Source organism: Hydrogenophaga sp. (assembly GCF_030373225.1).
In the GTDB taxonomy this organism is placed as follows: Bacteria; Pseudomonadota; Gammaproteobacteria; order Burkholderiales; family Burkholderiaceae_C; genus Hydrogenophaga.
Genome location: NZ_JAUCZG010000013.1, coordinates 1 through 17,800 on the forward strand (window position 1 = coordinate 1; position 17,800 = coordinate 17,800).

The 17,800-nt window shown below is 69.3% G+C and carries 14 protein-coding genes; 5 read left to right on the plus strand and 9 right to left on the minus strand.

Features of this window, described 5'->3' with window-relative positions; translation table 11 throughout:
* Positions 1-185: 185 nt before the first annotated feature.
* The 6 genes from QUV35_RS09170 to glgB all read right to left on the minus strand — a co-directional run bounded on the left by QUV35_RS09170 (position 186) and on the right by glgB (position 11,188).
* The gene (locus QUV35_RS09170) at positions 186-2,603 is read right to left on the minus strand and encodes a glycogen/starch/alpha-glucan phosphorylase (RefSeq protein ID WP_300873107.1); all 2,418 of its coding nucleotides are present in this window, start codon (positions 2,601-2,603) and stop codon (positions 186-188) included.
* A 118-nt stretch (positions 2,604-2,721) separates the two neighbouring features.
* Positions 2,722-4,242: a glycogen synthase GlgA gene (glgA, locus tag QUV35_RS09175; protein ID WP_300872941.1), complete on the minus strand. Its 1,521-nt coding sequence runs from the start codon at positions 4,240-4,242 to the stop codon at positions 2,722-2,724.
* Positions 4,239-5,498, minus strand: a complete 1,260-nt coding sequence (glgC, locus tag QUV35_RS09180; protein WP_300872943.1) for a glucose-1-phosphate adenylyltransferase — start codon at positions 5,496-5,498, stop codon at positions 4,239-4,241. The genes glgA and glgC overlap by 4 nt, the downstream gene beginning before the upstream one ends.
* An 82-nt stretch (positions 5,499-5,580) precedes the next feature.
* Positions 5,581-7,086 carry a 4-alpha-glucanotransferase gene (gene malQ, locus QUV35_RS09185; protein WP_300872945.1) on the minus strand — a complete coding sequence of 502 codons (1,506 nt, stop codon included), beginning with the start codon at positions 7,084-7,086 and terminating at the stop codon, positions 5,581-5,583.
* A complete protein-coding gene (glgX, locus tag QUV35_RS09190; RefSeq protein ID WP_300872947.1) occupies positions 7,083-9,266 on the minus strand; it encodes a glycogen debranching protein GlgX in 2,184 nt (727 codons plus the stop codon). The genes malQ and glgX overlap by 4 nt, the downstream gene beginning before the upstream one ends.
* Positions 9,263-11,188 carry a 1,4-alpha-glucan branching protein GlgB gene (glgB, locus tag QUV35_RS09195; protein ID WP_300872949.1) on the minus strand — a complete coding sequence of 642 codons (1,926 nt, stop codon included), beginning with the start codon at positions 11,186-11,188 and terminating at the stop codon, positions 9,263-9,265. The genes glgX and glgB overlap by 4 nt, the downstream gene beginning before the upstream one ends.
* A gap of 82 nt (positions 11,189-11,270) precedes the next feature.
* Here glgB and QUV35_RS09200 point away from each other — a divergent pair, with 82 nt between their 5' ends.
* Entirely contained in the window at positions 11,271-12,200 is a 930-nt protein-coding gene (locus QUV35_RS09200; RefSeq protein WP_300872952.1) for a cation diffusion facilitator family transporter, read from the plus strand.
* An 82-nt stretch (positions 12,201-12,282) separates the two neighbouring features.
* Positions 12,283-12,726 (plus strand): D-aminoacyl-tRNA deacylase, encoded by a 444-nt coding sequence (gene dtd / locus QUV35_RS09205; RefSeq protein WP_300872954.1) that lies wholly within the window; start codon positions 12,283-12,285, stop codon positions 12,724-12,726.
* Positions 12,727-12,804: 78 nt separating this feature from the next.
* On the opposite strand, the gene ybeY is transcribed toward dtd, so the two are convergent.
* Genes ybeY through QUV35_RS09220 form a run of 3 tightly spaced genes read right to left on the minus strand, consistent with a single transcriptional unit; the run spans position 12,805 to position 14,658 of the window.
* Positions 12,805-13,260 (minus strand): rRNA maturation RNase YbeY, encoded by a 456-nt coding sequence (gene ybeY, locus QUV35_RS09210; RefSeq protein WP_300872956.1) that lies wholly within the window; start codon positions 13,258-13,260, stop codon positions 12,805-12,807.
* Complete coding sequence (locus QUV35_RS09215; RefSeq protein WP_300872958.1) at positions 13,260-13,667, minus strand: MliC family protein; 408 nt, start codon at positions 13,665-13,667, stop codon at positions 13,260-13,262. Before QUV35_RS09215 ends, ybeY begins: the two co-directional genes overlap by 1 nt.
* Before the next feature lie 10 nt (positions 13,668-13,677).
* Complete coding sequence (locus QUV35_RS09220; protein ID WP_300872960.1) at positions 13,678-14,658, minus strand: PhoH family protein; 981 nt, start codon at positions 14,656-14,658, stop codon at positions 13,678-13,680.
* 106 nt (positions 14,659-14,764) lie between these two features.
* On the opposite strand from QUV35_RS09220, the gene ruvA reads away from it, so the two are divergent.
* The 3 genes from ruvA to QUV35_RS09235 all read left to right on the plus strand — a co-directional run bounded on the left by ruvA (position 14,765) and on the right by QUV35_RS09235 (position 17,790).
* Entirely contained in the window at positions 14,765-15,343 is a 579-nt protein-coding gene (gene ruvA, locus QUV35_RS09225) for a Holliday junction branch migration protein RuvA (protein WP_300872962.1), read from the plus strand.
* An 82-nt stretch (positions 15,344-15,425) separates the two neighbouring features.
* Complete coding sequence (gene ruvB, locus QUV35_RS09230; protein WP_056267842.1) at positions 15,426-16,484, plus strand: Holliday junction branch migration DNA helicase RuvB; 1,059 nt, start codon at positions 15,426-15,428, stop codon at positions 16,482-16,484.
* Positions 16,485-16,497: 13 nt separating this feature from the next.
* Positions 16,498-17,790, plus strand: a complete 1,293-nt coding sequence (locus QUV35_RS09235) for an efflux RND transporter periplasmic adaptor subunit (protein ID WP_300872965.1) — start codon at positions 16,498-16,500, stop codon at positions 17,788-17,790.
* Positions 17,791-17,800: the final 10 nt, after the last annotated feature.

Below are 17,800 nucleotides of genomic sequence, written 5' to 3' on the forward strand. Positions count from 1 at the left end.
TCCCATGTCCAGACTCAGCTCGTCAAGAAACAACCTCTTGACTCTTCACATCTAGCGACTGGCGCGCGATGACCGTCGCGCCGGCCAGGGCGACCACCGCCCCGCCGACGACCCACCACCAGGAAACACGCCAGGGCTGCCGCATGCGGCGGATTCTGGCACGCGGCCCCGGCCGCAGGCCGGGGTCAGGGGAACAGCGGCTTGACGTTCCAGATCTCGCTGGCGTATTCGCGGATGGTGCGGTCCGACGAGAAGGCGCCCATGCCGGCCACGTTCAGAACAGCGTGACGGGTCCATTCGTCCGGGTTGCGGTAGAGCTCGTCGACCTTGTGCTGCGCGGCCAGGTAGTCGGTGTAGTCCGCCAGCAGCAGGTAGTAGTCGGACTCCAGCAGCGTGCGCGTGATGTCCTGGAAACGTCCGGGCTCCTCGGGGCTGAAGGCGCCCTCGGCGATGCGGTCGATGGCGGTCTTGAGGTCGTAGTTGTGGTCGTAGTAACGGCGCGGGTTGTAGCCGCTGGCGCGCAGCGCCGCGACCTGCTCGGTGCGGTGGCCGAAGATGAAGATGTGCTCGAGCCCCACGTGTTCGGCGATCTCGATGTTGGCGCCGTCCCAGGTGCCGATGGTCAGCGCCCCGTTGAGCGCGAACTTCATGTTGCCGGTGCCCGAGGCCTCGGTGCCGGCGGTGGAGATCTGCTCGGAGAGATCGGCGGCGGGAATGATCACCTCGGCCAGCGACACCCGGTAGTTGGGGATGAACACCACCTTGAGCCGGTCGCCCACGCGCTTGTCGTGGTTGACCACGCGCGCCACGTCGTTGATGAGCTTGATCACCAGCTTGGCCATGAAGTAGGCCGAAGCCGCCTTGCCGGCGAACACCACGGTGCGCGGCACCCAGTCGGCATGCGGGTGCGCCAGGATCTGCTGGTAGCGCGTGACCACATGCAGCACGTTGAGCAGCTGGCGCTTGTACTCGTGCATGCGCTTGACCTGCACGTCGAACAGGCTGGCCGGGTTCACCACCACGCCTGTCTCGGCCAGGATGCGATCGGCCAGCCGGCGCTTGTTCTGCGCCTTGGCTTGCTGGAAGGCGCTGACGAATTCGGGCTCGCTGGCCAGCGGGCGCAGCTGTTCCAGCTCGTCGAGGTTGCGCCGCCAGCTGGTGCCGATGCGCGCGTCGATCAGGCCAGCCAGCGGCGGGTTGGCCTGCGAGAGCCAGCGCCGCGGCGTGATGCCGTTGGTCTTGTTGCAGAAGCGCTCGGGGTAGAGCCGCGCGAAGTCGGCAAAGATGGTCTGCACCATCAGCTGGCTGTGCAGGGCCGACACGCCGTTGACCTTGTGGCTGGCCAGCACCGAGAGGTAGGCCATGCGCACGCGGCGCTGGCCGCGCTCGTCGATCAGCGAGACGCGGCGCAGCAGGTCGTTCTCGCCCGGGAAGCGCTCGTGCACCTCGGCCAGGAAGATCGCGTTGAGGTCGTAGATGATGCGCAGGTGCCGCGGCAGCAGCCGCCCCAGGATCTCCACCGGCCAGGTCTCCAGCGCCTCCTGCATGAGGGTGTGGTTGGTGTAGCTGAAGACCCGTTTGCAGATGCCCCAGGCGGTGTCCCAGTCCAGGCCCTGTTCGTCGACCAGCAGGCGCATCAGCTCGGGCACGGCCAGTGCCGGGTGGGTGTCGTTGAGGTGGATCGCCACACGGTCGGCGAACAACGCGAAGTTGCCCTGGTGCTTGAGGAAGCGGCGCACGATGTCCTGCAGCGAGGCGCTGACGAAGAAGTACTCCTGGCGCAGCCGCAGCTCCTTGCCGTGCTCGGTGCTGTCGTCGGGGTAGAGCACGCGCGAGACGTTCTCCGATTCGTTCTTCGCCTCCACCGCCCGCATGTAGTCGCCCTTGTTGAAGGCGTCGAGGTTGATGCCGCTGGTGGCGCGTGCGGTCCACAGGCGCATGGTGGCCACGCTGCTGAGTTCGTGGCCGGGCACGCCGGTGTCGTAGGCGGTGGCGATCACGTCGTCGGTGTCCAGCCAGCGCACCTGGCCTTCCGTCTGCAGCAGCCGCCCGCCGAACTGCACCGTGTAGCTGAATTCGGGGCGCATGAATTCCCAGGGATTCCCGTTGACCAGCCAGTAGTCGGGCTCCTCGATCTGTCGGCCATCGACGATGCGTTGCGCGAACATGCCGTAGTCGTACCGGATGCCGTAGCCCATGCCGGGGATGCCCACCGTGGCCATGGAGTCGAGGAAACAGGCCGCCAGCCGACCCAGGCCACCGTTGCCCAGCCCGGCGTCGCTCTCCAGGTCGATCAGCGAATCGAAATCAACGCCGAGCTGGGTGCAGGCGGTGCGGGCCTCGTCCAGGATGCCGACCGAGAGCAGGGCGTTGGTGAGCGCGCGCCCGGTGAGGAATTCCATCGACAGGTAGTACACGCGCTTGGCGTCGTGGTCCTGCGACGTGGCCAGGGTCTCGCGCCAGCGGTGCATCATGCGGTCGCGCACGGCGTGGAACAGGGCAAACAGCCAGTCGCGCCGGGTCGCCGAGCGCGGGTCGCGGCCGACCGAATAGATCAACCGGTTGGCGATCGACTTGCGCAGGGCGTCCACGCTGTTGTCCATCTGGTCGTATTCGAACGCAACGGTTTCGGAGGTGGGCTCGGTGTGGTTCATGGCATCGGGCGTGGCGGGGGTTGTCCGGGAGGGTGCTGAAAGACTGAAGCAATAACCGTGCAGGCGATCAGGGGTCGACCGCGTCCGGCAGGACGGAGGCGTAGACGCGAAGGTAGTCGCTGGCCGCGCGAGGCCAGCCAAAGCGCAGCGCCATGGCATGGCGCTGAACGCTGCGCCAATCGGCGGCCCGGCGCTGCAGTGCAAACGCCCGGCGCAACGCGCCCAGCAGGCTGGGCACATCGAGGTCTTGAAAGACGAAACCGTTGGCGCTGCCGTCGTCCAGATGCTCCAGGCTGCAGTCGACCACGGTGTCGGCCAGTCCACCCACTGCCCGCACCAGCGGCAGGGTGCCGTAACGCAGGCCGTAGAGCTGGGTCAGTCCACAGGGCTCGAAGCGCGAGGGCAACAGGATCACGTCGGCCCCGGCAATGACGCCGTGCGCCAGCGCTTCGTCGTAGCCCACGGTCAGCGCGACCTGGCCCGGGTGGCGCCGCACGCAGTCGCGCAGCGCCTGCTCGATGGCGGCATCGCCCGACCCCAGCACCGCGAGCTGGCCACCGCGTTGCACCAGGTCGTCCACCACCGCGGGCAGCAGGTGCAGGCCTTTTTGTTCGGTCAGGCGGCTCACCACCGAGAACAGCAAGGCGTCGGCGCGGGGTTCCAGTCCCATGCGCTGCTGCAGCCGGGCCTTGGCCAGGACCTTGCCCTGCAGGTGGTCGGCATCGAAGCCGGGCTGCACCAGCGGGTCGGTCAGCGGGTTCCAGACCGCGTCGTCCACCCCGTTGAGGATGCCGTGCAGCTGTGCCTGGCGCTGGCGCAGCACACCGTCGAGTCCGCAGCCCTGCTCGGCGCCGGTGATCTCGCGTGCGTAGGTCGGGCTCACGGTGGTGATGGCGTCGCTGTACTTGAGCGCCGCCTTCATGAAGCTGATCTGTCCGTGGAATTCCAGTCCCTGCACATGGAAGAGCCCGTCGGGCAGGCCCAGGCGGGGACGCAGGCTGGCGTCGAAGACACCCTGGTAGGCCAGGTTGTGCACGGTGAACACGGTCGCCGGCCGGGGTTCGGCCGGCCGCGCGAGTTCGTGCAGGTAGGCAAACGCCAGACCGGTGTGCCAGTCGTGCCCGTGCACCACGTCGGGCCGCCAGCCGGCGTCCAGCCCGTTGCCGAGCAGGGCGGCCGCCCAGCCCAGCCAGGCGAACTGTTCGGCGCTGTCGGGCCAGGGCTGGCCGTGTTCGTCCAGATAGGGGTTGCCGGCGCGCTGGTACAGGCCGGGCGCATGCAACAGCCACACCGGCATGTCGCTCTCGGTGATGCGGCCGGCCTGCAGCCAGGGCGTGGGGCCGTGGGCGGTGGACAGTTGCGGACCCAGGCCCGCTGGCAGGCCGGGGCTGCCGCCCGCCGGCACCAGCAGGGTCGGACCCTCGGGCGTGACGCCGGCGACCAGGCCGGGGAAGGCCGGCAGCAGCAGCCGCACGTCGGCCCCCCGGGCCACCAGCGCCGGGGGCAGGCCGGCGCTCACATCGGCCAGTCCGCCCGTCTTGAGCAGCGGGAAGAGCTCCGAGCAGACGTAGAGAACCTTGAGGGTCATTGCAGTTTTTCGAGCATTTCGCGGGTGACGAGCACGATGCCGCTGGGCGTGCGGAAAAAGCGGCGTTCGTCGTCGGCCGCGTCCACCCCGATCTTCATGCCCGGGGGAATCACACAGCCGTTGTCGATCACCACCTTGTGCAGCTCGCAACCCCGCCCGATGTCGACCTCGGGCAGGATGACCGACTCTTCCACCGACGCATAGGAGTGCACCCGCACGCGCGAGAACAGCACCGAGCGGCGCACCAGCGCGCCCGAGATGATGCAGCCGCCCGAGACCAGCGAGTCCACCGCCGCGCCGCGGCGCCCGTCGTCGTCGAAGACGAACTTGGCCGGCGGCAGCTGTTCCTGGTAGGTCCAGATCGGCCATTCGCGGTCGTACATGTCGAGTTCGGGAATGGTGTTGGTGAGATCGAGGTTGGCGGCCCAGTAGGCGTCCACCGTGCCCACGTCGCGCCAGTAGGCCGGTGCTTCGGGCGCGCTCTTCACGCAGGACAGGCCGAACGGGTGGGCGGCGGCGTCGCCGGCGGCCACCATGGCCGGGATGATGTCCCGGCCGAAATCGCGGCTGGAGCCCGGCGTGTCTGCATCGCGTTTGAGCGCTTCGAACAGGTGCTCGGTGTTGAACACGTACACGCCCATGCTGGCCAGTGCCACCTCGGGGTTGCCGGGCATGTGCGGCGGCCTGGCCGGCTTCTCCAGGAACTGCACGATGTTGCGCTCGGCGTCGATGTCCATCACGCCGAAGGCCGTGGCCTCGGCCAGCGGCACCTCGACGCAGGCCACGGTGCACTTTTTCCCCAGCGCCACGTGGTCGGCGATCAGGGTGGCGTAGTCCATCTTGTAGATGTGGTCGCCCGCGAGCACCAGGATGTACTCGGGCTTGTGCGAACGCAGGATGTCCAGGTTCTGGTAGACCGCGTCGGCCGTGCCGAGGTACCAGCTCTCGTCGTCCATGCGCTGCTGGGCCGGCAGCAGGTCGATGAACTCGTTGAACTCGTTGCGCAGGAAGCTCCAGCCGCGCTGCAGGTGGCGCAACAGGCTGTGCGACTTGTACTGGGTGAGCACGCCGATGCGGCGCACGCCCGAGTTGAGGCAGTTGGACAGCGCAAAGTCGACGATGCGGAACTTGCCGCCGAAATACACCGCGGGCTTGGCGCGTCGGTCGGTCAGGGCGTGCAGGCGCGAGCCCCGCCCGCCGGCGAGTACCAGGGCAACGGTGCGGCGGGCCAGTTGCTGGGGCGAGGTCTTTTCCATGTCTGTCTCCGGTGGTGTGGGGGCGGGTGCGTCTTGCTGCGCACTGGCACATTGAAACGGGAATCGGTGACGCTGTCGCGGTTCAGGGTATTCGACCGTGCGCCCGCGTCATGGCCAGCAGACGCTCTGCCGGGCGGTGATCGATCTGGCGCCAGTCGAAGCGCCATTCCCAGCAGCCCACCGCCTGGCCGGGCGTGTTCATGCGGTGTTTGCCGTCCAGACCCACCACGTCCTGGAACGGCAGCACCAGCGTGTTGGCCACCGACTGCGAGAGCGCGGTGATCATCGTCCAGTGCGGCTCGGTGTCCACCGCCGGTCCCAGATAGGCCCTGGCCACCGTCTTCTCGTGGCTGGACGCCGCGCGCCACCAGCCCAGCGTGGTGTCGTTGTCGTGCGTGCCGGTGTAGGCCACGCAGTCGCGCTCCAGGTTGTGCGGCAGGTAGGGGTTGCCCGGCCCGCCGCCAAAGGCGAACTGCAGGATGCGCATGCCCGGGAAGCCGCAGGCTTCGCGCAGCTCGGTCACCTCGGGTGTGATCAGGCCCAGGTCTTCCGCGATGATGGCCAGCGGGCCGAGTTCGCGCTGCAGCTCGGTGAAAAACGGCAGGCCCGGGCCGCCCTGCCAGCGCCCGGCCACCGCGGTGGGTTCGAGGGCCGGGATTTCCCAGTGCGCCTCAAAGCCGCGAAAGTGGTCCAGCCGCACCACGTCGACCTGCTGGAACAGGTGCGCGACGCGGTCCTTCCACCAGCGGTAACCGTTTTGCGCCATCACCGGCCAGTTGTAGAGCGGATTGCCCCAGCGCTGGCCGGTGGCGCTGAAGTAGTCGGGTGGCACACCGGCCACCACCTCGGGTTCGAAGTCGTCGCCCAGCAGGAACTGCCGGGTGTGGGCCCAGACGTCGGCGCTGTGGTGCGCGACGAAGATCGGCGCGTCTCCCACCACCTGCACGCCCCTCTGGCGGGCGTAGGTGCGCAGGGCCTGCCACTGCACCCAGAAGCGCCACTGGACGAACTGCCAGAAACCCAGCGCCTTGGGCGAGTGCTGGCGCACCTCGTCGAGCGCCGCCGGGTCGCGCTGTGCCAGCGGCGCGGGCCACTGCGGCCAGCTGCCGATGTGGCGTTCGCTCAGCACCATGAAGAGGGCGTAGTCGTCGAGCCAGTGGGCGTGCTCGGTGCAGAAGGCGGCCAGCGCTTCGCGGCAGTCGGTGCTGGTGCGCTGGCTGAAGCCGTCCCAGGCCTTGCGCAGGCACGCCATGCGCCAGGGGCCCACGCGCGCGAAGTCGCAGCGGTGGTGGTCGAAGCCCTGGCTGGGCATCCAGGGCAGCCAGCCCATCTGCACCAGGTCGTCGAGATCGACCATCAGCGGGCTGCCGGCAAAGGCCGACACGCTCTGGTAGGGCGAGTTGCCCGGCCCGGCGGGCGACAGCGGCAGGATCTGCCACATCGACTGCCCGGCCGAGGCCAGCCAGTCGACGAAATGGCGCGCACCGATGCCGAGGTCGCCCGAGCCGTGGGGGCCGGGCAGGCTGGTGATGTGCAGCAACACGCCGCTGGTGCGGCGCGACAGAAAGGGGTGCATGGCGGTGTTCATGTGGGAGCCACGGGCGTGCCGCCGGCTGCATGCAAGCCCTGGACCAGCACCCACACGCTGGCCTCGTGCAGGGCCAGTTGGCCTGTGACGGTGTCGGCGACCTCGCCCGGCCGCACCGCACAGCCGCGCGCGCTGTCCAGCAGCACGCGCCAGTCGCCGGGAGGCAGTTGCAGGCGGCAGCTGCCATGGTCGCCGTGCCAGACCAGCAGCAGTCGCTCGTGCGCGGGCGCGCCGCCCTCGCCCACGGTGATCAGGGCCGTGAGCGTGTGGCGGTCGCGGGCCTGCCACGCCTCGTCACGCATGGGCCGGGCGTCGGTGTCGAGCCAGGCGATGTCGGGCTCGCTGCCCTGGCCGGTGAACCAGCGCGCATGGCGCAGGCCGGCGTGCCGTTGCCTCAGGGCGGAGAGCCGGGCCACGAAGTCGGTGAGTTCGGTGTCCGCACCGGCCCAGTCCAGCCAGGTGGTCGGGTTGTCCTGACAGTAGCTGTTGTTGTTGCCTTGCTGGCTGTGTCCGAGTTCGTCGCCCGAGAGCAGCTGCGGTGTGCCCTGTGCGCAGAACAGCGTGGCCAGCAGGGCACGGCGCCAGACCCGGCGGCGGTGCAGCACCACCGGATCGTCGGTGGCGCCTTCCACCCCGCCGTTGGCGCTGAGGTTGTGGCCATGGCCGTCGCGGTTGTTCTCGCCGTTGGCCTGGTTGTGCTTGTGCCGGTGGGCGGTCAGGTCGGCCAGGTTGAAGCCGTCGTGCGCGGTGACCATGTTGACGCTGGCCGCAGGCAGTCGCTGGCGCCGGGGCTCGTTGAACAGGTCGCCGCTGGCGCAGACCCGGGTGGCGAGCTCGCCGCGCGTGCCGTGGTGGCCGAGCCAGAAGGCGCGCACGCCGTCGCGGAAGCGGTCGTTCCACTCCAGCCAGCCGGCCTCGAAGCCACCGACGTGGTAGCCGTCGGGCCCGATGTCCCAAGGCTCGGCGATCAGGCGCACCTGGCGCAGCACCGGGTCCTGCGCCATGGCGCTGAGCAGCGCGCTGCGCGGGTTGAAGGCATGGCCCAGAGCCGCGTCACGGCCCAGCGAGACCGCGAGGTCGAAGCGGAAACCGTCCACGCCGAAGGCCTGCACCCACCAGCGCAGGCTGTCCAGCACCCACTGCTGCACGCGCGGCTCGCTGAACGCCAGGCTGTTGCCGGTGCCGCTGAAGTTGTGCGGCACGCCGTGTTCGCGCAGCGCGTACCAGCGGGCGTGGCCCAGCCCGCGCCAGCTCAGCGTGGGACCGTCCAGATCGCTCTCGGCCGTGTGGTTGTAGACCACGTCGAGCACCACCTCGATGCCGGCGCGGTGCAGCGTGTCGACCATCTGGCGGAACTCGGCACGCACGGCGCTGGCCTCCGCACCGCTGGCCGGGGCCCGCCCACCGGTGGCGGCTGCGTAGCCTGGATCGGGTGCGAACGCGTTGAGGGTGTTGTAGCCCCAGTGGTTGCTCAGGCCGCGCTCGATCAGGTGGCGCTCGCTGATGTGCTGGTGCACCGGCAGCAGGCACACGGTGGTGATGCCCAGGCGCTGCAGGTGCTTCACCACGGCGGGGTGGGCCAGCCCCCGGTAGCTGCCGCGCTGATCGTCGGGCACCTCGGGGTGCCGGCGCGTGAGGGCCTTCACATGGGCCTCGAGGATCACCACGCGGTCGCCGGCGATGACCGGGCGCGCAGCGATGGCCCGGCCGGCGTCGAGTTCGGCCTGCGCATCCACCACCACGCAGCGGGGCATGTGGGCTGCGTTGTCTGCCGGGTCGGGCTGGTGTTCGCCGCCGGCCTGGTCGGGATGCAGCGGGTCGGCACGGCGGTGGCCGGTCTGCAGCGCCAGGCGTTCGGTGTCACCCGCCAGCGCCAGCGCCCAGGGGTCGAGCAGCAGGCGCGCCGGGTTGAACCGGTGGCCGGCCTCGGGCCGCCACGGGCCGCTGGCGCGCAGGCCGTAGAGCTGGCCCGCGCCCACGCCGGCCACGAAGGCCGCCCACACGCCGTCGCCCGCGGGCCGCAGCGCCACGCGGCGGTGTTCGGCGGCTTCGCCGGCCTCGAACAGACAGACCTCCACCCCGTGGGCGTCGGGCGCCCAGACCGAGAAGTGCACGCCGTCCTGGCCACCCAGCTGGCACGGGTGCGCACCCAGCGCAGGAGAGCCGCAGGGGGGCGTCATGCCGGCTCTGGCTGGAGCCACAAAACGGCCAGCGGGGGCAGCGTCAACGCGGCCGACCAGCGCTGGCCGTGCTGCGCCAGATCGTCGGCCAGCACCCGGCCGTGGTTGCCCACGTTGCTGCCGCCGTAGTGGCTGGAATCGGTGTTGAGCCGCTCCTGCCAGTGGCCGCCGTGGGGCAGACCCACCCGGTAGCCGTGTCGCACCATCGGGGTGAGGTTGGCGACCACCACCACCGTGTCTTCCAGCGCGTGGCCGTAGCGGGCGAACGCCAGCACCGAATGCTCTGCATCGTCCACCACCAGCCACTGGAAGCTGTAGGTGTCGGTGTCGCGCGCGTGCAGGGCCGGTGCGCTGCGGTAGATGTGGTTGAGATCGCGCACCAGGTGCTGCACCCCGGCGTGCGCCGGGTCGTCCAGCAGCTGCCAGGGCAACTCGGCGTCGTGGTTCCACTCGCCCGGCTGGGCCAGCTCGGCGCCCATGAAGAGCAGCTTCTTGCCCGGGTGGGCGTACATCCAGGCATAGAGCGCACGCAGGTTGGCCAGCTGCTGCCAGCGGTCGCCCGCCATCTTGTTCAGCAGCGAACCCTTGCCGTGCACCACCTCGTCGTGCGAGAGCGGCAGCACATGGTCTTCGGTGTGCGCGTACATCAGCGAGAAGGTCAGCTTGTTGTGGTGCCAGCGCCGGTGGATCGGGTCGAGGGCAAAGTACGACAGGGTGTCGTGCATCCAGCCCATGTTCCATTTGTGGTCGAAGCCCAGCCCGCCCTCGGCCACCGGACCGGTCACGCGCGGGAAGGCGGTGGATTCTTCGGCGAAGGTGGTGGCGCGCGGCGCTTCCTGCTGCAGCACCTCGTGCACCTGGCGCAGGAAGGCAATGGCCTCGAGGTTCTCGCGGCCGCCGTGTTCGTTGGGCACCCACTCGCCGGGCGGACGGCTGTAGTCGCGGTAGAGCATCGAGGCCACCGCATCCACGCGCAGGCCGTCGACGCCGTACTGCTCGACCCAGAACAGCGCATTGCCGACCAGGAAGTTGCGCACCTCGAAACGCCCGAAGTTGTAGATGAGGGTGTTCCAGTCGCGGTGGAAGCCTTCGCGCGGGTCGGCGTGCTCGTACAGCGCCGTGCCGTCGAAACGGGCCAGCGCGTGTTCATCGGCGGGAAAGTGGGCCGGCACCCAGTCGAGGATGAGCTTCAGCCCGGCGGCGTGGGCGGCCTGCACGAAACGACGGAACGACGCGGGCGAGCCGTGGCGCGCGGTGGGGGCGTACAGGCCGGTGGGCTGGTAACCCCAGGAAGCGTAGAACGGGTGCTCGCTGACCGGCATCAGCTCCAGGTGGGTGAAACCGAGTTCCACCGCGTAGGGCACGAGGTGGGTGGTGAGGTCGTCCCAGGTGGGCACGGTGTGCACGCCGTCCGGGCGGCGCCACGAGCCCGCATGCACCTCGTAGATGGTCATCGGCAGATCGGTGCGTTCGTGCGCCGCACCCCCGCGGTCGGCCGGCGGGCGCAGCGGTTCGCACACGCGGGCCGCGTTGCCCGGCGGCAGTTCGGTCTCGCGGGCATAGGGGTCGGACTTGAAGACATGGCGCCCGTCGCTGCCCTGCACCTCGAACTTGTACCAGTCGCCCACCGCCGCACCGGGCACGAACAACTCCCACACGCCGCATTCGGGGCGCAGGCGCATCGGTTGTGGCCGCCATTGGTTGAAGTCGCCCACCAGTCCCACCTGCCGCGCGTGCGGTGCCCACACCGCGAAGGCGGTGCCGGTCTGTCCGTCCAGGGTGGTGGGGTGGGCCCCGAGCTTCTGCCAGGGGCGCAGGTGCCGGCCTTCGGCCAGCAGCCAGACGTCGGTCTCGCCGAGCCAGAAGCTGCCCTGGGCGGGGGCTGTCGATGGGGTTGGGGGTGGGGTTGGCGTGATGGTCATGTTCGGGGTCGGGCGTCCCATTCTGTCACTGCCTGCGCCGCGGTCCGGCATTTCCTTGAGCATGGTGGAAGACAATCAGCCCATGACCCCTGCCCAAGCCCGCCTGCTCACACCCCGACGCCTGCTCATGGCCTCGGTGGTGGTGGCCCTCATGACCATCGCCCTGAAGACCGGGGCCTGGCTCATCACCGACTCGGTCGGCCTGTTGTCGGACGCGATGGAGTCGCTGGTGAACCTGGCCAGCGCGATCTTCGGTCTGGTGATGGTGACCATCGCCGCGCGCCCGGCCGACGAGGACCACCCCTACGGCCACCACAAGGCCGAGTACTTCTCCTCGGGCTTCGAGGGCATCCTCATCATCGCCGCGGCGCTGGGCATCATCTGGGTCGCCGGGCACCGGCTGTTCGATCCGCAGCCGATCGAGCAGGTGGGCTGGGGCCTGGCGCTGTCGGTGGTGAGTTCCGCGCTCAACGGCCTGCTGGCCTGGGTCATGTTTCGCGCAGCGAAGGAACACCGCTCGATCGCGCTCGAGGCCGATGCGAAGCATCTGGTGACCGATGTCTGGACCTCGGTGGGCGTGGTGCTGGGCATTGCCCTGGTGCATTTCACCGGCTGGCTCTGGCTCGACCCGGTGGTGGCCATGGGTGTGGCGGCCAACATCCTCAAGGAAGGTTTTCACCTCATGTGGCGCTCGTCGCAGGGCCTCATGGACGAGGCGCTGGAGCCCGAGGTGATGGCCACGATCCAGCAGACGCTGGATGGCTTTGCGTCGGCCGAAGGCGAGGCCAGCATCATCCGCTTCGACCACGTGAGCACCCGCAAGGCCGGCCAGCGGCGCTTCGTCGACCTGCACATGCACATGCCGGCGAGCTGGTCGCTCGGCCGCGCGGCTGCCGTGCGCGGCAGTGTGGAGCAGGCGCTGATGAGCGCGGTGCCCGGGCTGCGCGCGACCATCCAGCTGCTGCCCAGCGATGTGGAAGCGCACTTTGACGACGAAAAGGATCTGATATGAGGCCCCCACGCTCCTCACTGCGTGTGTCGCTGCCCCCCGAGGGGGCGCACCGCGGCCTTCGGGCGGCCGGGCGGTCGCGGTCATGATCGCCCTGTTGCAGCGGGTGGCCGAGGCCCGTGTGGAGATCGCAGGTGAGGCGGTCGGACAGATCGGACCGGGCCTGCTGGTGCTGCTGTGCGCCGAGCCCGACGACTCCGAGGCCGTGAGCGAGAAGATGCTGGCCAAGATCCTGAAGCTGCGCATCTTCGGTGACGCCGCCGGCAAGATGAACCTGAGCGTGCAGGACATCGCCGGGGGCTTGTTGATCGTGAGCCAGTTCACCCTGGCGGCCGACACGAAGAGCGGCAACCGGCCCGGGTTCACGGCGGCTGCGCCACCGGTGCTCGGTGAATTTCTTTACGAAGCCTTCGTGAGGTCGGCGCGGGCGGCGCATCCGGTGGTGCAGACCGGCCGTTTCGGCGCCGACATGAAGGTGCACCTGGTCAACGATGGCCCGGTGACGATACCGCTGCGGATCACCGCCTGACGCTGGACTCCGTTCGGCCCGAGCCCGCCCTTCGACAGGCTCAGGGTGACCGGTGGGGTTTGCGGTGGGTCAAGGCCGTCAGGCGTAAGGATTCGGCTGACCCAAGCCAGCCAGAATCTCCGTCTCGCGGGCTTCCATGTCCTCGGCATCGGCCTCGCCGGTCTCATGGTCCCAGCCCTGCGCGTGCAGCGTGCCGTGCACCAGCAGGTGCGCGTAGTGCTCGGCCAGCGGCTTCTTGAGCTCGGCCGCTTCGCGCGCCACCACCGGCGCGCACAGCACCAGATCGGCCATCACCAGCGGTTCGGTGGCGTAGTCGAAGGTCAGCACGTTGGTGGCGTGATCCTTGCCCCGGTAGTCGCGGTTGAGCGCCCGGCCTTCGTCGGCATCGACGATGCGCACGGTGATCTCGGCATCGGCGTCGAGCGCATGGCGGATGCAGCGTGCCACCCGGTGGCGCGGCAGCGCAGCGCGGTGGGCGGCGGCGTCCGGCAGGTCGCCGAACTGCAGCGAGAGGGTGAGCTTGGGCAGTGACATCAGCGTTTGGCCGGTTGGGCGAAGCAGTTGGCCAGCAGGGTCTGCTCCTGCGCCGTGTGGTCGGCGGCCAGGAAGCTGAGCTCGCCCTTCATGCCCTGGGTGTACCAGCGCAGGCTGTTCTGTTCGTCGAGTGCGATGAAGCGCACGCCGGTGGTGGCGCGCCGGCCTTGCAGCATCACCGTGCGGCCGTTGAAGTGCAGGGCGGCGAACGCGTTGCCATTGCTCAGGTTGAGATAGACCAGCTCGATCTCGGTGCCGCCGTCGCAGCGGTAGTTCACCGCCTGGCTGCTGAAGACCAGCGATGGTGTGGCCGCAGAAGCGGGGGGTGGCATGCCCTGGGCAACAGCCATGGACGGCAGGCACGCCAGCCACAGCGTCAGCGCCCGCAAAAGAGGTTTCGTGTGCACGTGTCAACTTTCAGGCGGTTTTGCGGCGTGCGCGTTTGGCCGGGGCCGCGTCTTCCAGATGCGGCGTGCGTGCGTCATAGGCGTCCACGATGCGGGCGACCAGCGGGTGGCGCACCACGTCGGCGCTGGACAGGCGCGTGATCGCGATCCCCTGCACCCGCTTGAGGACGCGCTCGGCGTCGATCAGACCGCTGAGCTCGGTGCGCGGCAGGTCGATCTGGCTCACGTCGCCGGTGATCACCGCCTTGGCGCCAAAGCCGATGCGGGTGAGGAACATCTTCATCTGCTCCACCGTGGTGTTCTGCGCCTCATCGAGGATCACGAAGGCGTGGTTGAGCGTGCGCCCGCGCATGAAGGCCAGCGGCGCGATCTCGATCTGCTGGCGCTCGAAGGCCTTTTGCACCTTGTCGGCGCCCATCAGGTCGTAGAGCGCGTCGTACAGCGGGCGCAGGTAAGGGTCGACCTTCTGGCCCAGGTCGCCGGGCAGGAAGCCGAGCTTCTCGCCCGCTTCCACCGCCGGACGCGTGAGCACGATGCGCTGCACCGCGCTGCGCTCCAGCGCATCCACCGCGCAGGCCACGGCCAGATAGGTCTTGCCGGTGCCGGCCGGACCAATGCCGAAGGTGATGTCGTGCGTGGCCATGTTCTCGAGGTAGCGCGCCTGGTTGGGGGTGCGCCCGCGCACCTCGCCACGACGTGTCTGCATTGCCAGCGCGCCGTCCCCGGGCTCGGCCAGCGCGGTGTCGCCGCTGAGCATGAGCTGCACCTGCTCGGGCGCGATCGGCTTCCTGGCCATTTCGTACATGGCCTGCAAGGTCTCCAGTGCCTGGTTCACCTTGGGCTTGGTGCCTTCGATGCGGAACTGCTCGAAACGGTGCGCCACCTTGACCTGCAAGGCGGCCTCGATGCTGCGGATGTGGCTGTCCAGGGGCCCGCAGAGGTGAGCCATGCGGACGTTGTCGGGCGGGGAGAAGGTGTGTCTGAGAATCAAGCCGATAATTCCTTGAAATTGAAGCCCCCAAACCTGGCTGTGCCAGGCCCCCCGAGGGGGTGCAGTCGTTCTTGGGACGGCCCGGCGAACGACAAAGGATCTTCCGATGATAGGCAAGTTGACCGGCACGCTGCTGGAGAAAAACCCACCCCAGATCCTGCTGGACTGCCACGGCGTCGGTTACGAGGTCGATGTGCCCATGAGCACCTTCTACAACCTGCCCGGCACCGGCGAAAAGGTGGCCCTGCTCACCCATTTCGTGGTGCGCGAGGACGCCCAGATTCTCTACGGCTTCGGCACCGCTCCCGAGCGTGAGGCCTTTCGCCAGCTCATCAAGATCAGCGGCGTGGGTCCGCGCACCGCGCTCTCGGTGCTCTCGGGCATGAGCGTGGGCGACCTGGCCCAGGCGATCAGCGCGCAGGACAGCGGCCGCATCGTCAAGGTCCCCGGCATCGGCAAGAAGACCGCCGAGCGCCTGCTGCTCGAACTCAAGGGCAAGCTGGGTGCCGACCTCAACCTGACGGGTGGCGGCCCGGCGCAAAGCGATGTGCAGAGCGACATCCAGCAGGCCCTGATGGCCCTGGGCTACAGCGACAAGGACGCCGCCGCGGCCCTCAAGCCCCTGCCCGCCGACGTGGGTGTGAGCGAGGGCATCAAGCTCGCGCTGAAAGCGTTGGCGAAATGAGGCCCCCACGCTTGTCACTTCGTGTACTGCGCTGCCCCCCGCGGGGGCTGTCGCTCCTTGGGGCGGCCCTGCGGAGCAACGCATGAGCATCCAGACCGACGACTTCGCCCCGGCACCACGCATGGTGTCTGCCGCGCCGGCTTCGCCGAAAGAAGAGGCGATCGAGCGCGCACTTCGCCCCAAGCTGCTCGATGAGTACGTGGGCCAGGTGAAGGTGCGCGAGCAGCTGGAGATCTTCATTGGTGCGGCGAAGAAGCGCAACGAAGCGCTGGACCACGTGCTGCTGTTCGGCCCGCCGGGCCTGGGCAAGACCACGCTGTCCCACATCATTGCGCAGGAGCTCGGCGTGAACCTGCGCCAGACCAGCGGGCCGGTGCTGGAAAAGCCCAAGGACCTCGCCGCCCTGCTGACCAACCTCGAAGCCAACGATGTGCTGTTCATCGACGAGATCCACCGGCTCAGTCCGGTCGTCGAGGAGATCCTCTACCCCGCGCTGGAGGACTACCAGATCGACATCATGATCGGCGAAGGCCCGGCGGCGCGCAGCATCAAGCTCGACCTGCAGCCCTTCACCCTGGTGGGTGCCACCACCCGGGCCGGCATGTTGACCAACCCGCTGCGCGACCGCTTCGGCATCGTGGCGCGGCTGGAGTTCTACACCTCGGAAGAGCTGGGCCGCATCGTCAAGCGCAGCGCCGGGCTGCTGAACGCGCCCATGGACGAAGAAGGCGGCTTCGAGATCGCGCGCCGCTCGCGCGGCACGCCGCGCATCGCCAACCGCCTGCTGCGCCGCGTGCGCGACTTCGCCGACGTGAAGGGCACGGGCAACATCACCAAAGACATTGCCAACCGCGCGCTGGCCATGCTGGACGTGGACCCGCAAGGCTTCGACCTGATGGACCGCAAGCTGCTCGAAGCCGTGATCCACCGGTTCGACGGCGGGCCGGTGGGGCTGGACAACATCGCGGCCAGCATCGGCGAAGAACGCGACACGATCGAAGACGTGATCGAGCCCTACCTGATCCAGCAGGGCTTTCTGCAGCGCACGCCGCGTGGGCGCATCGCCACGCTGGCGGCCTACCGGCACCTGGGCGTGGCCCCGCCCACCACCGACAACGGGCTGTTCCAGCCCGGCAACTGAGTCTCTTCCAGCCATGACCCTGTCTGCCGCTCAACGACGCTGGGGATGGGGTGCAGCAGGCGTGCTGCTGGTGCTGGCTTTCTGGGGTGGCTGGCTCTGGCGTCATCCGGCGGTGGATGCGGTGGAGCTGCAATCGGCACCGCTGGTGCGCAGCCTGCAGTTTTCGGCCCGCGTGGCCACCCTCTCGCGGGTGGAGATCGGCAGCACCATCACCGGGCGGGTGCAGGCCGTGCTGGTGGAAGAGGGCGCGCGCGTTCGCCGTGGCGACGTGTTGTTGCGCCTGGAGTCGGACGAACTCACCGCCGCGCTGACCCAGGCCGCGGCCGCCGAGCGTCAGGCCGCGGCGCGCCTGGCGGGTTTGCGCAGCACCGGGCGCACCGCCGCCCAGGCCGCGCTGGCCCAGACCGAAGCCACGGTGCGCGCCGCCAGGGCCGAACTCACACGCACCGAACAGCTGGTGGCGCAAGGCTTCGTGAGCGCTTCGCGCCTGGACGAGGCCAGGCGCACGCTGGAGGTGGCCCAGGCCCAGCAGACCAGCGCGCGGGCGCAGACGCGGGCCAACGAAGAGAGTGGGTCCGACCTGGTGCAGGCCCGGGCCCAGCTGGCGGTGGCACAAGCCACCACCCAGGCGGCGCAGGCGCGGCTGGCACAGACCACCTTGCTGGCACCGGCCGATGCGCAGGTGCTGCTGCGCGAGGTCGAGCCCGGCCAGATCGTGCAGCCCGGCAAGGCCTTGCTGGGACTGGCGCTGGCCGGACCCACCCAGATCGTGGCGCCGGTGGACGAGCGTTTCCTGGACCAGCTGCAGACCGGTCAGGTCGCCCGCGTGGTGGCCGATGCGTTCGCCGGGCAGCCGCTGGCCGCGCGCGTGCTGTCGATTGCGCCGTCGGTGGACGCGCAGCGCGGCGCCATCGAGGTCAAGCTGGCGCTGGACGCCCCGGCTCCGGCCTTCCTGCGCGAGGACATGACCGTCTCGGTCGAGGTGGACACCGCCCGGCGGGACGTCGCGTTGGTGCTGCCGCTGGCCGCCTTGCGCGCCATGCTGCCCGACGGCTCGGCCGTGGTGATGGTGAGTGAAGAGGGTCTGGCGCGCAGCCGCCCGGTCAAGCTGGGCCTGCGCACGATCGATGCCGCCGAGGTGCTGGACGGGCTGGTTGAGGGCGAGCTGGTGCTGATCGGCGGCAGTCCCGGGCCCGATGACCGCGTGCGCCTGCGCCGCGTGCCCTGGCAGCCGGGCCAGCCCCTGGCGCCGGGAGCCGGCGCGCCCGACGCCGGCGCTGCGCTGACCAACGCCATGGGGCGCTGACCGCGGTGGG

Excerpts from the sequence above, each read along its gene's own strand:
- QUV35_RS09170 (WP_300873107.1), bottom strand. The coding sequence starts at position 2,603 with ATGGACAACAGCGTGGACGCCCTGCGCAAGTCGATCGCCAACCGGTTG.
- glgA (WP_300872941.1), bottom strand. The coding sequence starts at position 4,242 with ATGACCCTCAAGGTTCTCTACGTCTGCTCGGAGCTCTTCCCGCTGCTC.
- glgC (WP_300872943.1), bottom strand. The coding sequence starts at position 5,498 with ATGGAAAAGACCTCGCCCCAGCAACTGGCCCGCCGCACCGTTGCCCTG.
- malQ (WP_300872945.1), bottom strand. The coding sequence starts at position 7,086 with ATGAACACCGCCATGCACCCCTTTCTGTCGCGCCGCACCAGCGGCGTG.
- glgX (WP_300872947.1), bottom strand. The coding sequence starts at position 9,266 with ATGACGCCCCCCTGCGGCTCTCCTGCGCTGGGTGCGCACCCGTGCCAG.
- glgB (WP_300872949.1), bottom strand. The coding sequence starts at position 11,188 with ATGACCATCACGCCAACCCCACCCCCAACCCCATCGACAGCCCCCGCC.
- QUV35_RS09200 (WP_300872952.1), top strand. The coding sequence starts at position 11,271 with ATGACCCCTGCCCAAGCCCGCCTGCTCACACCCCGACGCCTGCTCATG.
- dtd (WP_300872954.1), top strand. The coding sequence starts at position 12,283 with ATGATCGCCCTGTTGCAGCGGGTGGCCGAGGCCCGTGTGGAGATCGCA.
- ybeY (WP_300872956.1), bottom strand. The coding sequence starts at position 13,260 with ATGTCACTGCCCAAGCTCACCCTCTCGCTGCAGTTCGGCGACCTGCCG.
- ruvA (WP_300872962.1), top strand. The coding sequence starts at position 14,765 with ATGATAGGCAAGTTGACCGGCACGCTGCTGGAGAAAAACCCACCCCAG.
- ruvB (WP_056267842.1), top strand. The coding sequence starts at position 15,426 with ATGAGCATCCAGACCGACGACTTCGCCCCGGCACCACGCATGGTGTCT.
- QUV35_RS09235 (WP_300872965.1), top strand. The coding sequence starts at position 16,498 with ATGACCCTGTCTGCCGCTCAACGACGCTGGGGATGGGGTGCAGCAGGC.